Below are 13448 nucleotides of genomic sequence, written 5' to 3'. Positions count from 1 at the left end.
AGTTCGTGGGAAAAGGTAGCGCCCGGTCGGGAAAATCCCGAACGGACGCTGCCGCCCTGAATTGGTCCCCGCTGACGCTTCGGCCCTCCAAAGCGAAGCGTCATCTGCAATGATGCCGGGCAGCCACTTAAACGTGCCGCACCCCGCAACGCTCTCGGCGACGACTCGACTCGCGGGTCGGTCGACACGAGGGGCTTTTGTCCCGCCGACGCCTCCCTTCGAGCGATGAGTGAGGTACCTGACCGGGCGCGACGCGCCTTCCGCGACCACGACTCGTTCGACCGAATCGACGACGCGACGTTCGAGTGGACCGCGACGGTGTTCGACGGCCGGGTCACCGTCGGCGAAGACGGCGGCGAGATAACGTTCGACGTGACGGTTCGCGTCCCGATGCTCGACGCCACCGTCGCCGACGACGTGGCTCCGGTGGTCGAAGACGGGTGGTACGAGACGTTCGAGCTGCGCGCGGCGGACGTCGGCGGCGTCACGAAGGCCGAACACGACTTCGCGGTCGACGTGACCCGCGCGGGCGAGACGGCCGTCGTCAGCACCTCGTTCTCCGACATCAACGAACGGCGGGGCGTCGAGGACGCCGGAGCGGTCATCGACTACGTCGAGGGGACGTACGTACAGGGAATCATCCCGGGCTACGAGTACACGGAGCCCGTCTCCGGTCTGATAAACCGCGCGACGGACGCGGCGAACGGAGACGGCCCACCGCTGTAGCCGCCGTTCGTCCGTCTCTCGTTCTCTTTCGTTCTCTCTTTAGTCCATCGCGATGTACGTCTGCGTGTCCTCGATACCGGTCATCTCGTGTATCGAGGCGGCGATGTCCTTCACTTCCGCCGGCGTCTCGACGTGCGCTTTGACGATGAAGTCCACGTCGCCGGCGACGATGCTGACGCTCTCGACGCCGTCGTGGAGGTTCAGCATCGTCTCTTTCAGGCGGTCCACGTCGCCCGTCGACGCTTTCACCATGACGTAAGCGGTGACCATCTCAGGCACCCCCGACGGCCGCGGCGACTCCCTCGCCGACGAGGAGTTGTCTGACCTCGCCGAGCACGTCGAAGTCGGCCAGGATAGCGAGTCGGTCACCCACTTCGAGCGAGTCGTCCGCCAGCGGGATACCCATCGGTTCGTCGGACTTCCCGAACGCGAGGATACGCGCCTGCGCGGGGAGCGCGACTTCCTCGATGGAGTAGCCTCGCATCGGCGACTCCTCCGTGACCGTCATGAGGACGACCTGAAGGTTCTGTGCGATGTCGGCGATGGCGCGAATCGACCCGCCGAGGAGGGCGTTCTTCGCGCCGATGGCTCCGAGGCGTTCGGGGTAGACCACCTCGTCGACTTCGTCGGCGTACTTGTGGTACACCTCCTCGCGGTAGTCCTCGTCGACGCGGAGGACCGTCCGGAGGCCGTGGTGCTTCGCGATAGAGCACGCGGCGAAGTTGACGTTCAAGTCGCTCGTGAGCGCGCCGAGCGCGTCGGCGTCTTCGACGCCCGCGCGTTCCAGCGTCTCCTCTCTGGAGCCGTCGCCTTCGACCACCTCGAAGCCCGCCTCACGGGCCCGCTCGACGCGGTTGTCGTCCAGTTCGACGATAGTCACCTCGTGTCCCTCCTCGCGGAGGACACGGGCCGTTCGAAGCCCCACTCGTCCTGCACCAATGATAACGAACCGCATGGAACACACGTACGCCGTCTGAGATGAATAAGCTTGCCCCGCGGTAGCAGGTGTCGCAAACGCTATGTCGCGTCGCGTGGTCATGTGTAGCATGGTACACGCCTTCATCATGGTCAAGACCGGGGCGGGCGAATCAGAGCAACTGCTCACGCCGATTCGTGAGTTCGAGACGGTGACGGAGGCGCACATCGTCGCCGGTGCGTACGACATCATCACCGAAGTCGAGGCCGACGAGGTGTACGACATCCTCAAGACGTCGTCGAGCAACATCCAGGGGCTTCAGGGCGTGACGGACACGAAGACGTACATCTCGATGGAGGACTGAAGGCGAAGCGGGCGACGGGCGACGAACGCGACGGACGTTGAAGTAGCGGTCAGACGAACGCGTCTCCGTGACCGCTCTCCCCGACGACGTCCGCTCGTCGCTGAAGACCGACGCGGCGACGAGTCTGTTCGCCGCCGCGTTCGCCGTCTTCGGAGACGTGCACGCGGTGGTGTCCGCCCTCTCGCCCTCGACGAGTCTCGCCGTCGTCCTCGTCGGAGTTCCGTTAGGTAGCTACTTCTCTCTCGGGCGGAGTTCGCCGCGGGTCGCAGAAGCGCTCGGACACCGAGGCGTCCGGTTCGCCTTCATCGCCTCGTTTACGCTGGCGGCGGTGTTTCTCGTCCTCCGTGCGTCGCCCCCGGTCCGTCTCGGCGTGGTGTCGTTCCTCGTCGGAACCGCGGCGACGAACTGGTATCTCCACTCGGTCGTCGGCGTCGAGTACGTCGGCGACGACGGCTCCGTGTTCGCCTCCTAAGCGACTCAGCGCTCCAGTTCGTAGGGGTCGTGCGTAGCGAGGAACTCGCGCATCTCCTCGCGTTGGCGAAGCAGTTCCGGGGGGAGCGTCTCGTACGCGTGTTCGAAGACGTCGTCCGGGTCGGGGTCGGGGAGCGACTCGACCGTCTCGACGGCGTCTCGTAACTCGGATTCGGTCTCCTCGCGGACCGACTCCACGAACGCGTCGTCGACGATGCCCTCCCCGCGAAGGAACTCCTCGAAGCGCTCCAGCGGGTCGCGGACGCGCCACTCCGGCAGGTCCGGGTCGTCGTCGCGGTACGCGCTCGGGTCGTCGGCCGTCGTGTGCGCACCCTGTCGGTAGGTGAGGCTCTCGACGAGCACCGGCGACCCCTCGCGGGCGTCCGAGAGCGCTTCGGTCACCGTCTCGCGGACGGCGAGCGGGTCGTTGCCGTCAACCTGAACGCCCTCGAAGCCGTACGCTTCGGCCTTGACGGCGATAGATTCGCTCGCGGTCTGGCGCTCTTGCGGCATCGAGATGGCCCACGCGTTGTTCTCGCAGAAGAACACCACCGGCGCGTCGAAGACGCCCGCGAAGTTCAGCCCCTCGTGGAAGTCGCCCTCGCTCGTCGCGCCGTCGCCGAAGCAGACGAGGATGGCGTGTTCCTCTTCGAGGTACGTCGCCGCCATGCCCGCGCCCGTCGCGAGCGGAATCTGCGTGGCGATGGGGACGGCCTGCGGGAAGACGGGGACGTCGTGACCGGAGGTGAACTCGGGGTGGCCGCGGCGGAACGCGAGCACGTCGCTCATCGGGACGCCGCGTGCGACCTGGAGCGCGTTCGACCGGTACGTGGGAAAGAGCACGTCGTCCTCGCGCATCGCGTGCGCGGCGCCCACCTGCGAGGCCTCCTGTCCCTGATACGGCGGATAGCCGCTCATCCACCCGCGACGTTGGAGAGCGAGCGCGCGTTCGTCGAGTCGTCGCGTCCGGACCATGTCGCGGAAGGCGGCGCGCGCGTCCTCCTCGTCCAGCCACGAGTCGTCGAGAGAGCGCTTGCCGATGAGTCGGTGCATACGGGGCACGTCACCGGGGGCCGTCATAAACGTCCACGATTTTCGTGAGCAATGTCGGAGTCGGCCGCCTGTCGACGGCCGGACCCGTTGGTGTAAAGTCTCCAGACTCCCTACCTCGGGTATGGTCTCGGTCCTCAACCTCGCGCTGTTCGGGGTGGTGCTCGTCGTCCACACCCTCGTCGCCGCGGTGCTGACCCGGTTCTTCCGCATCCGCTTGAAGACCCAGTGGGGGTACGTCATCTACTCGCTGCTGCTCACTCCGCTCGTTCTGGTCGTGACAACGCTCGTCTTCTTCGGGCTCCTTCCAATCGGTGCGGGGCTGAACTTCGACGGAGTGACCCTGTTAGCAATCAGCGTCGGGATGCCCCTCGCTCTCGGGTTCACCATCGACACCGTCTACGTCCCGCCGCCGGAGGAGTACGACCTGCCCGAGTCGCGGAGCTAGCGGGTCAGTCGTCGTGTTCGCGGACCAGACGCTCGACGCTCCGTTCGACCATCTCGACGACGTCCTCGGGTGGTTCCGTCGCGTCGACGCGCACGAATCGGTGGGGTTCGGCGTCGATGAGACGTTCGTAGTTCTCGCGGACTGTCCGGAGATACGACGCTCGCTCGAACTTGTTCGTCGCTCCCGCGCGGGCGGCGGCCGTCTCCGGGTCGACGTCTAAGTAGATGGTCGCGTCCGGCGGCCGGGAGAAGGCGGCGTGGATGCCGCGGATGTAGTCGAGGGGGCGACGGAGTTCCGACTCTTCGAGCGTCGCCGCCTGGTAGGCGAACCGCGAGTCCGAGTAGCGGTCCGAGACGACGAGTTCGCCCTCGGCGAGTGCGGGCCGGACGACCCGAGAGAGGTGGTCGGCGTGGTCCGCCGTAAAGAGGAACAGTTCGGCGAGGGCGTCGGCGTCTTCGTCCCCCATCGAACGGTAGACGGCGTCGCCGTACCACGACTCGGTGGGTTCGCGGGTGAACACCGCGTCGGGGTAGACGTCGTGCAACGCCTCCCACGCGGTGGTCTTTCCGCTCCCGTCGAGTCCCTCTAAGGTGATGAGCATAGTTCGACGTGGACCGTCGGGGGAGTAAAACGACTCGGGTCTCACTCGACGGACGCACCGGATAGTACGCGCGAGGAATCCGACGAGAAATCGGGAGACGACGGCCGCGGCGGGGGTAGATTTACGGCGCTTCCGAGACAAGTAGAACCGATGAAAGTTCTCGTGGTCGGCGGCAGCGGCTTCGTCGGAACGAACCTGTGCCGCGAACTGAAACAACGGGGTCACGAGGTGACCGCGATGTCCCGGAGTCCGAACAGCGACGACCTCCCGAAGGGCGTCAACAAGGTGATGGGCAACGTCACCGCCTACGACTCCATCAAAGACGCGTTCGACGGGATGGACGCCGTCTACAACCTCGTCGCGCTCTCGCCGTTGTTCAAACCGAGCGGCGGCAAGGAGATGCACGACAAGATACACCGACAGGGAACCGAGAACGTCGTCCGCGCGGCCGAGAAAAACGACGTCGACCGGTTCGTCCAGATGAGCGCGCTCGGTGCCGACCCGGACGGACCGACCGCGTACATCCGGGCGAAGGGCCGCGCCGAGGAGATCGTTACGGAGTCGGTCCTCGACTGGACCATCTTCCGCCCCTCCGTCATCTTCGGCGACGGCGGCGAGTTCGTCTCCTTTACGAAACTCCTCGCCCCGCCGTACGTCAGCGCACTCCCCGGCGGCGGCAAGACGCGCTTTCAGCCCATCCACGTGACGGACGTCGCCCGGATGATGGCCGACGCCGTAGAGGACGAGAAACACGTCGGCCAGACGTACGAGATAGGCGGCCCCGACAAACTCACCCTCGCGGAGATCGCCAAGCTGATCCACGAGTCGGACGGCCGTTCGACCACCGTCGTTCCCGTTCCGATGGGACTGGCGAAGGTCGGACTCACCATCGGCGGGGCCATCCCCGGGTTCCCGATGGGAACGGACCAGTACCGCTCGCTCAAGTTCGACAACGTCACCGACGACAACGCCATCGGCGCGTTCGGCTACGGCACTGGTGAACTCACCACGTTGCGTGCCTACCTCCGCGACGCGCACGACCGAAACTGACGACGAAGCCGCCCAATTTTCGGCGTTAAGACCACCAAAATATACAGAGTTAGTTGACAGTCACCGTTTCGTGAAATACTCGAAAGCGTATAATGATGGATTAATGGGTCGACGCTGTCTTGCGATTGACGAAATTATTGTATCATTTTCGAGATAGTTCCCCATCACAAAGTTTATGTCTGCGTTCGTGTTGGCTTACACGCAATGGCGAGGGGACCGGAGAAACGATGAAACTCGCAATGATCGGATTCGGGCAGGCCGGGGGAAAGATCGTCGACAAATTCGTCGAGTACGACCAGCGACACGGTTCGGGCATCGTCCGCGCCGCCGTCGCGGTCAACTCAGCGAAGGCCGACTTGATGGGCCTCGAACACATCCCACAGGACAAGCGCGTCCTGATCGGGCAGTCGCGTGTGAAAGGTCACGGAGTCGGTGCCGACAACGAACTCGGAGCCGAAATCGCCGAAGAAGACATCGACGAGGTGCAGGGTGCTGTCGACAGCATCCCCGTCCACGAAGTGGACGCGTTCCTCGTCGTCTCGGGACTCGGTGGCGGCACCGGAAGCGGTGGCGCGCCCGTATTAGCGAAACACTTGAAACGAATCTACACAGAGCCAGTCTACGGACTCGGCGTCTTGCCGGGCGGTGACGAGGGTGGAATCTACACGCTCAACGCCGCGCGGTCGTTCCAGACGTTCGTCCGCGAGGTTGACAACCTCATGGTGTTCGACAACGACTCCTGGCGAAAGACCGGCGAGTCGGTGCAAGGAGGGTACGACGAGATCAACGAAGAGATCGTCACCCGCTTCGGCGTCCTGTTCGGGGCAGGAGAAGTCGAGCAAGGGGGCGAGGTCGCAGAGAGCGTCGTCGACTCCTCCGAGATAATCAACACGCTCGCCGGCGGCGGCGTCTCCACGGTCGGATACGCCTCCGAGACCGTCGAGGAGAAGAACTCGGGCAGCGGCCTCCTCTCGCGCATTACGGGCGGGAGCGAGGACGACCAGATAGACACCGCACACACGACCAACCGCATCACGTCCTTGGTCCGCAAGGCCGCACTCGGCCGTCTCACGCTCCCGTGTGAGGTAGAAGGGACCGAACGTGCACTACTCGTGATGGCCGGACCGCCGGAGCATCTGAACCGGAAAGGCATAGAGCGCGGGCGGAAGTGGATCGAAGAGCAGACCGGCAGCATGGAGGTTCGCGGTGGGGACTACCCCATCCGGAACTCCGGAAAAGTCGCGTCGGTCATCCTGCTCTCCGGGGTCACGAACGTGCCCCGCATCAAAGAGCTCCAGCAGGTGGCCATCGAGGCGCAGGAGAACATCGACGAGATTCGGCAAGAGAGCGACCAAAACTTGGAGAACCTAGTCAACGATGACGAAGACGAGTTGGAGTCGCTTTTCTAAGCTGGCGCTCGCCTGTCTCGTCTGCCTCTCGGCGTTCGCGGCCCCCGTGGCCGCGATTTCGGTCGCCGAGGAGGACGTGCCCAGCGACGCGCAGGCCGACTCGAAGATCACCGCGACGGTGACGCTGACGGAACTGTACAAGAACCCGCAGTTAGAGTCGTGGACGCTCGCCGGAACGACCGAGCTAGAGGACGTGACGTGGACCGTCACCTACTACGACCAGACCGGTGCGAAGATAAACCAGCAGTCGTTCGACGGCCAGAACTTCAGCGGCGCTGAGATAGCCGCCGACGACGGGACGAGCGAAGTCGAAGTGCGCGTCGCCGGTACCGCACCGGGCGTGGACGCGTTCACCTACGACCCCGCGCAGGCGTTCGAGGCGATGAGCCTCCAGCAGACGCGACAGGGTGGCTCCTCGAACGACATCCAGACGTGGACGGCGCACCACTTCACCGAGGAGAGCCAGGGTGCGCGGACCGCACTCGACGACGCGCAGGCCGTCGTCGGAAGCAGCGGGTCCGACCAAGCGCAGCAGACGTTCGACAACGCGGTCAGCGCGTTCGAGAACGGTAACTTCGAACTCGCCACCGAACTGGCGAACCAGGCGCAGACCGAAGCGCAACAGGCGCAGCAGTCGAGCCAGACCCAACAACTGCTCATCTACGCCGTCGGCGGCCTCGTCGTCGTCGCCGTCGTGGTCGGTGGAATCGTCTACTGGCGGTCCCAACAGAGCAGCTACGACAAACTCGGCTAACGCCGACACGCGACTTTTCTCATGCAGGTGGTCGTCCCGTACACGACGCGCGACCCGAAGAGCCGTCTCGCCGACGTGCTCTCGCTCGCGGAGCGTCGCGCGTTCGCGCGGGCGATGCGCGACGACGTCCTCGACGCCGTCCGCGCGGCGGGCGAGACGCCGACGCTGTTGACGGCCGACGAGTCGGACGCCGACGGGGCGGACGCGCCCGCCGTCGTCGACGACAGACCGCTCACGCCGGCGGTGAACGCGGTACTCGAAACGCACGCCGAGACGGAGTCGGTGGCCGTCGTGATGGCCGACCTGGCGCTCGCGACGCCCGACGCGCTCTCCCGACTGTTCGAGAGCGAGGGCGACGTCGTCGTCGCTCCCGGCCGCGGCGGCGGGACGAACGCCCTCGTCGTTCGCCACCCCGACTTCCGCGTCGACTACCACGGGGCGTCCTACCGCGACCACCGCCGACTCGCCGCCGCCGCCGACCTCTCGGTGACGGACGTCGACTCGATGCGACTGTCGACGGACGTGGACGAACCGTCGGACCTCGCGGAAGTACTCTTGCACGGGACGGGCGCGGCGAGAGACTGGCTGGTCGACGCCGGATTCGAACTCGACGTGGCGGACGGCCGCGTCGGGGTCACGCGCGAGTGAGGCGGCCAGCAGAGCTAATTACGACAGGCGAAACGTGGACGGTGCACGACGCGCGGGGTGTGCCGGGCCGCGTACCGCACGAAGACGCGCGTCGTGCCGTATCGGTGTCTCGCGACACCGCGAGCGACGCCGCACCGCTCCCAACTCGCGGCGTCCGCGCGTGTCTGCCGCGGGACATCCCCGCGGCGTTCATCGAGTCCCGAGCGACGGGTTCGGTCGGGAACGACCCGTTCCCCCGGGGATGTGGCACGTTTTTGTGCCTCCGAGACGGACGCCGACTCGTGTTTCCCGCGGCCGACGAGTACGACGTGGACGTCACCGTCGACGACGGCGCAGTCGAGCGATTGCTGTCGGTGTCGCCGGACGACGTGAGCGCCGCCCCCGAACTCACCTTCTCGCGCAACGTGTTCCTCCCGTTGACGACGGCGTGTCGCTACACCTGCACCTACTGCACCTACTACGACGTGCCGGGCGAGGCGACGCTCATGTCCCCCGACGACGTGCGCGAGACGCTTCGACGCGGGGCCGACGCGGGGTGTACCGAGGCGCTGTTCACGTTCGGCGACGAACCGGACGACCGCTACACCGCCGTCCACGACCAGTTGGCGGCGTGGGGGTACGACGACATCCTCGCGTACCTCCGTGACTGCTGTGAGATGGCGATGGACGAGGGCCTCCTCGCGCACTCGAACCCCGGCGACCTCACCGAAGCGCAGTTCGAACGAGTCGCGCCCGTCAACGCCTCGATGGGCGTCATGCTGGAGACGACGGCGGACGTGAAGGCGCACTCGGGCGGGCGGCGCAAGACTCCCGGTCAGCGACTGAACACCATCCGCGCCGCGGGCGAGGTGGGCGTTCCGTTCACCACCGGCATCCTCGTCGGCATCGGCGAGACGTGGCGTGACCGCGCGGAGAGCCTCCTCGCGATTTGCGAACTCCACGAACGCTACGACCACGTCCAGGAGGTCATCGTGCAGAACGTCGTCCCGAACGAGCGGTCGAGTTTCGAGACGCCTTCGGTCGAGACGATGCGTCGCGTCGTCGCGATGGCCCGCGCGGCCCTCCCGGAGGAGGTGTCCGTCCAGGTGCCGCCGAACCTCTCGCCGACCCGAGAACTCCTCGACTGCGGCGTCGACGACTTGGGCGGCGTCTCGCCCGTCACCGACGACTACGTCAACCCCGACTACGAGTGGCCGGCCCTCCGGGAACTGCGCGACGTCGCCGACGAGGCGGGCGTCCCCCTGTACGAACGCCTCCCGGTGTACGAACGCTACCTCCCCGAACGCTTCCGCCGTGCGGCGTTCGACGGCGTCGAGACCGACCGGTCGTGGCTCTCCGAGCGAGTGCTGGCGGCGATGGACGCCGACGACGTCCACGGCGAACGCTACCGCGGCGTCGCCCGACGCGAGGGACCGCTGTCCGTCGGGTCGGCGGACTGAACGCACGCGGCCGAGTGACGGGTCACCGCCTTCAGTCGGTGTTCGACGCGTTCGAGACGCACGAACTGCCGCCGTACCGCTACGTCGTCGTCGGGACGGTGTCGGTGGGTGAAGAAGCCGTTCGGCCGGACGCCGCGCGACCGACTCAGATACCGAGCACGTCCGGGACGTACCGCCGAAAGACGGTGTACGTCGCCGCGACGACGAGACCCGCGGCGACGACGAGGCGGACCGGACCGACGAAGAAGAGCGCCGCGGGAAGCGCGAAGACGGCCGTGAGCAGGAAGTCCTCGGGCGCGCCGTCGTATCGGACGACGTGGAGTGGCCTGAGCCACCGGCGTCGCGGGTGGAGGTACACCGCGCGCGGCGAGGTACGCTCCCACGGCCGGAGTTCGTCGCTGCCGCCGAACCAGTCCGAGACGGCGTGCAGACCCGCCGCGAGGAGGAACACCGCGACGGCGACGCTCGCGGCGGACGGGGCGGCGACGGCGACGAGGGCGGCGACGACGCCCGCGACGGAGGCGTAAATCGGAAAGTGGAGCGTCTTGCGGTGGACGCCGACGAACAGGTCGACGTCGGGGGCGATGCCGCCGAGGAGGGCGGCGACGACGGCGGCGGCGGTGAACTCTGGAACGAGAACCGACGCAGGCACGGCCAAGAGGAGGAGTGCGGCGGCCGCGTGCGTGGTCACCATCATCGTGCGGAGAGACGACGCGAGCGTACTTCAGACCGCGGCAGTCGGCGTCGTTGGCCGCAAGTCTCGATTGGTCGCGGAGGCGGACGGCGCGTCTCAGTCGTCGGCGTGGGCGGGTTCTCCGCCGCCGTCGCGGTCCGAGAGCATCGGTGTCCCGTCGGCGCGGGGGCCGAGCATCGGGCCGTGCGGACCGTCGCCGGGGTCGAGACGCCGCCGTTCGCGGTAGTCCGTCGAGCGTTCGACGGCGGGGCGGCCGATGGCCGATATCATCTCGACGTAGTCGTCGAACGACCGGTACTCGCCGTAGCCGCCGCCCGCGCGTTTCGTTATCTCTTCTGAGAGGATGGTTCCCATGAAGTCGTTCGCGCCGCAGTTGAGCAGTTTCAGCCCCTTCGCGTTACCGAACTTGACCCACGACGACTGGAGGTTCTCGACGTTGTCGAGGAACAGTCGCGAGACGGCTATCATCAGTTCGTCCTCGGCGTCGGAGGCCCCCTCGGTGACGAGGCCGCGGTCGTACAACGGGGTGTTCTGGTGGACGAACGAGAGAGGGACGAACTCGGTGATACCCCCGGTTCGGTCCTGCAGGTCGCGAATCACCTGCAGATGCATGACGCGGTGGGCGGCGTTCTCGACGTGGCCGTACATGATGGTCGCCGTCACGTCCAGTCCGGCGGCGATGGCTCCTTCCATCCCCGCGACCCACTCGTCGGTCGAAATCTTCCCCGGACAGATGACGTCTCGGACCTCGGGGACGAGAATCTCCGCGGCGGTGCCGGGCGCGGAGTGCAAGCCGGCGTCTTTCAGTTCTCGGTAGACGTCTTCGTACGACCAGTCGGTGCCGCGGCGGGCGTGGTACGCCTCTTCGGGCGTCATCGAGTGGAGGTGGACGCCGCCGACGGACATCGCGCGCATCTGTTCGACGTAGGTTCCGGGGTCGTCGTCGTACGCCGCGGGCGGTTTGTAGTCCACCTCGGCGTACGGGTTGTCGTACGATTCGAGAATCTCGCGGTGTTCCTCGTTCAGGACGAACGCGGGGTGGAGTCCGGAGACGGAGGTGACCTCGTAGATGCCCGTGTCGAGGGCGTCTTCGACGACGGCGCGCGACTCGGCGGGCGTCTTCGTGAATCCGGTGTGGTCGTCGTCGTACCCGGTCTCGAACTGGTGGGCGGTGTTCTTGAAGTTACAGAACAGACACCCCGTGTTGCACGCCGTCGTGACGTTGTTGTTCAGGTTCGCGACGAACGTCACGTCGTCGCCGACCATCTCGGCCCGGCGGCGGTCCGCCGCCTCCAGCACCTGTTCTTTCCGCACCGGGTCGACGCCCGGTCGGTCCGTCCCCGTCGTCATCAACTCGATGCCGTCGGCGACGCTCAGTCTGTCGCCCGCCCGCGCCTTCACGAGGGCGTTCTCGAACGACTGGTCGGTGTCGGGGCGGTGTTCGAACTCGAACTCCCCGTCCGGTACCGACGCGTCAGTCATGGTACGTGACACCGCGCGGGCGCACAAAAGTGAGGCGGTATCGGTGACGGCCGGAAGCGCCGAGACAGCACGCCACTCGTCTACGATTATGTCCTCAGCGCGCGTCTCTAGTCGCATGGATACCGAATCGAGCGAGACGAAGACACGGACCGAGTTGCGTTTCTGGCCGAGCGCACTCCTGGGTGCCGTCGTGAGTGTCGTCACGTCGTTCGTCCCGTTGTCTCCCGTCCTCGGCGGCGGCGTGGCGGGCTACCTCTACGGACGGTCCCGAACCGAGGGACTCCGAGTCGGGGCCGCCTCCGGCGTCCTCGCCGCGATACCCGTCGTGGTCGTCGTCGCACTCCTCTTCGGTGGCCTCAGCCTCTTCACCATCGTCGAAGACGCGGCCGGTGCGGCGGCGCTCTTCGTCGGCCTGTTCCTGGTCGCCACGGGAGTCGTCGTCGTACTGGTGGCCGGACTCTCGGCTCTCGGTGGCTATCTCGGCGCGTACGTCCGGGAGACGTCCGGCGGCGGCGACAACGCTCGACGCGAAGGTGCCGGACGCCGCGAGAAAGAACCCGACGTCGACCCGACTATCTGACGCGCGTCGCTTCGCGCGCCTGTCCCCTGTCTTCTCTTCGCGGCATCCGACCCTGCATCGCCTCGACGAGTTCGGGGAGGAGTTCGTCGGCGTCGCCGCGTACGACGTACTCCGCGAGGTGGTCTTTCTCCGTCCGTTCCTCGCCGAGGATGACGAGCGTCCCTCGTTCTGCGGCCTCCTCGGGGAGCGTCGCCACCGGTTCGACCGACAGCGACGACCCGACGACGAGGAGGACGTCGCTCTCCCACGCCATCCGACGGGCCGCGCCGTACGCGGATTCGGAGAGGTCCTCGCCGTTCAGGACGGCGTCGGGCTTGAGATGGCCGTGACAGCCCGGTTCGGAGCAGTGCGGCGGCGACTCGCCCGAGCGAACCCGGTCCAACGCGTCGGCCGTCGGGACGGACCGTCCACACTCGACGCAGGCGGACTGCGAGGCGTCACCGTGGAGTTCGACCAGTCGCCGCGTCCCGGCGTCGGCGTGGAGGCCGTCGGTGTTCTCCGTGAGGACGGCGTCGACGACGTCGAGTTCTTCGAGTCGCGCCAGCGCCCGGTGTGCGTCCGCCGGGTCGGCCGAGTCGTCGTACAGTGCGTCGAGTTCGAGTCCGTCCTCCCAGAATCCGGCCGGGTCGGTCTCGAATCGGTCGATACCGAACATCTTCGGGTCCAGTTCGTCGCATCGAGCGCTTCCGTCTCCCCCGAGTGTCGGAACGCCCGACGTGGCACCCACGTCTGCGCCGGTTAGTACGGTTACCCCGTCGGCCTCGACCAACGTCTCGGCCAGTGTACCCACCTGTTCGTCCATGTTCACGACTGTGT

The 13448-nt window shown here is 66.6% G+C and carries 17 protein-coding genes; 10 read left to right on the top strand and 7 right to left on the bottom strand.

Going from position 1 to position 13448, the window contains the following annotated elements:
* Nucleotides 1-225: 225 nt before the first annotated feature.
* Complete coding sequence (locus BM282_RS09895; RefSeq protein WP_089880128.1) at nucleotides 226-726, top strand: DUF5813 family protein; 501 nt, start codon at nucleotides 226-228, stop codon at nucleotides 724-726.
* A gap of 39 nt (nucleotides 727-765) precedes the next feature.
* Here the strand turns inward: BM282_RS09895 and BM282_RS09890 are convergent, their stop codons facing one another.
* Together BM282_RS09890 and BM282_RS09885 are read right to left on the bottom strand one after the other, a co-directional pair.
* The gene (locus BM282_RS09890) at nucleotides 766-996 is read right to left on the bottom strand and encodes an Lrp/AsnC family transcriptional regulator (RefSeq protein WP_089880126.1); all 231 of its coding nucleotides are present in this window, start codon (nucleotides 994-996) and stop codon (nucleotides 766-768) included.
* 1 nt (nucleotide 997) lies between these two features.
* Nucleotides 998-1681 (bottom strand): potassium channel family protein, encoded by a 684-nt coding sequence (locus tag BM282_RS09885; RefSeq protein ID WP_089880123.1) that lies wholly within the window; start codon nucleotides 1679-1681, stop codon nucleotides 998-1000.
* A gap of 91 nt (nucleotides 1682-1772) precedes the next feature.
* On the opposite strand from BM282_RS09885, the gene BM282_RS09880 reads away from it, so the two are divergent.
* Both BM282_RS09880 and BM282_RS09875 read left to right on the top strand, forming a co-directional pair.
* Entirely contained in the window at nucleotides 1773-2006 is a 234-nt protein-coding gene (locus tag BM282_RS09880; RefSeq protein WP_089880120.1) for an Lrp/AsnC ligand binding domain-containing protein, read from the top strand.
* Nucleotides 2007-2073: 67 nt separating this feature from the next.
* Nucleotides 2074-2478 (top strand): hypothetical protein, encoded by a 405-nt coding sequence (locus BM282_RS09875; protein ID WP_089880118.1) that lies wholly within the window; start codon nucleotides 2074-2076, stop codon nucleotides 2476-2478.
* Between the two features lie 5 nt (nucleotides 2479-2483).
* On the opposite strand, the gene BM282_RS09870 is transcribed toward BM282_RS09875, so the two are convergent.
* Nucleotides 2484-3530 (bottom strand): thiamine pyrophosphate-dependent dehydrogenase E1 component subunit alpha, encoded by a 1047-nt coding sequence (locus BM282_RS09870; RefSeq protein WP_089880115.1) that lies wholly within the window; start codon nucleotides 3528-3530, stop codon nucleotides 2484-2486.
* Nucleotides 3531-3651: 121 nt separating this feature from the next.
* Between BM282_RS09870 and BM282_RS09865 the strand changes: the two genes are divergently transcribed.
* Complete coding sequence (locus BM282_RS09865) at nucleotides 3652-3975, top strand: hypothetical protein (protein ID WP_089880112.1); 324 nt, start codon at nucleotides 3652-3654, stop codon at nucleotides 3973-3975.
* 4 nt (nucleotides 3976-3979) lie between these two features.
* Here the strand turns inward: BM282_RS09865 and tmk are convergent, their stop codons facing one another.
* Entirely contained in the window at nucleotides 3980-4576 is a 597-nt protein-coding gene (tmk, locus tag BM282_RS09860) for a dTMP kinase (protein ID WP_089880109.1), read from the bottom strand.
* Nucleotides 4577-4726: 150 nt separating this feature from the next.
* Here tmk and BM282_RS09855 point away from each other — a divergent pair, with 150 nt between their 5' ends.
* The 5 genes from BM282_RS09855 to cofG all read left to right on the top strand — a co-directional run bounded on the left by BM282_RS09855 (nucleotide 4727) and on the right by cofG (nucleotide 9876).
* Nucleotides 4727-5626, top strand: coding sequence for a complex I NDUFA9 subunit family protein (locus BM282_RS09855; protein ID WP_089880106.1), 900 nt, complete (start codon nucleotides 4727-4729; stop codon nucleotides 5624-5626).
* Nucleotides 5627-5853: 227 nt separating this feature from the next.
* Nucleotides 5854-7035, top strand: a complete 1182-nt coding sequence (locus BM282_RS09850) for a tubulin/FtsZ family protein (RefSeq protein ID WP_089880104.1) — start codon at nucleotides 5854-5856, stop codon at nucleotides 7033-7035.
* Entirely contained in the window at nucleotides 7004-7789 is a 786-nt protein-coding gene (locus BM282_RS09845) for a hypothetical protein (protein WP_089880101.1), read from the top strand. The genes BM282_RS09850 and BM282_RS09845 overlap by 32 nt, the downstream gene beginning before the upstream one ends.
* Nucleotides 7790-7810: 21 nt before the next feature.
* The gene (cofC, locus tag BM282_RS09840; RefSeq protein ID WP_089880098.1) at nucleotides 7811-8437 is read left to right on the top strand and encodes a 2-phospho-L-lactate guanylyltransferase; all 627 of its coding nucleotides are present in this window, start codon (nucleotides 7811-7813) and stop codon (nucleotides 8435-8437) included.
* A gap of 281 nt (nucleotides 8438-8718) precedes the next feature.
* Complete coding sequence (gene cofG / locus BM282_RS09835) at nucleotides 8719-9876, top strand: 7,8-didemethyl-8-hydroxy-5-deazariboflavin synthase subunit CofG (protein WP_089881117.1); 1158 nt, start codon at nucleotides 8719-8721, stop codon at nucleotides 9874-9876.
* 145 nt (nucleotides 9877-10021) lie between these two features.
* Here cofG and BM282_RS09830 read toward each other — a convergent pair whose 3' ends face one another.
* On the bottom strand, nucleotides 10022-10573 hold the full coding sequence (locus BM282_RS09830) for a hypothetical protein (protein WP_089880095.1): 552 nt from the start codon (nucleotides 10571-10573) through the stop codon (nucleotides 10022-10024).
* A gap of 93 nt (nucleotides 10574-10666) precedes the next feature.
* Nucleotides 10667-12052 carry a 7,8-didemethyl-8-hydroxy-5-deazariboflavin synthase subunit CofH gene (gene cofH, locus BM282_RS09825; RefSeq protein WP_089880093.1) on the bottom strand — a complete coding sequence of 462 codons (1386 nt, stop codon included), beginning with the start codon at nucleotides 12050-12052 and terminating at the stop codon, nucleotides 10667-10669.
* A 115-nt stretch (nucleotides 12053-12167) separates the two neighbouring features.
* On the opposite strand from cofH, the gene BM282_RS09820 reads away from it, so the two are divergent.
* The gene (locus tag BM282_RS09820; protein ID WP_175501476.1) at nucleotides 12168-12632 is read left to right on the top strand and encodes a DUF5518 domain-containing protein; all 465 of its coding nucleotides are present in this window, start codon (nucleotides 12168-12170) and stop codon (nucleotides 12630-12632) included.
* Here BM282_RS09820 and BM282_RS09815 read toward each other — a convergent pair.
* Nucleotides 12625-13434 carry an SIR2 family NAD-dependent protein deacylase gene (locus BM282_RS09815; protein ID WP_089880090.1) on the bottom strand — a complete coding sequence of 270 codons (810 nt, stop codon included), beginning with the start codon at nucleotides 13432-13434 and terminating at the stop codon, nucleotides 12625-12627. The two genes, BM282_RS09820 and BM282_RS09815, sit on opposite strands and share 8 nt — an antisense overlap.
* Nucleotides 13435-13448 lie beyond the last annotated feature (14 nt).

It is taken from the genome of Halogeometricum limi (assembly GCF_900115785.1).
In the GTDB taxonomy this organism is placed as follows: Archaea; Halobacteriota; Halobacteria; order Halobacteriales; family Haloferacaceae; genus Halogeometricum; species Halogeometricum limi.
The sequence above is the reverse complement of the archived record's forward strand: the minus strand, read 5'-3'. Positions and strand labels throughout refer to the sequence as shown.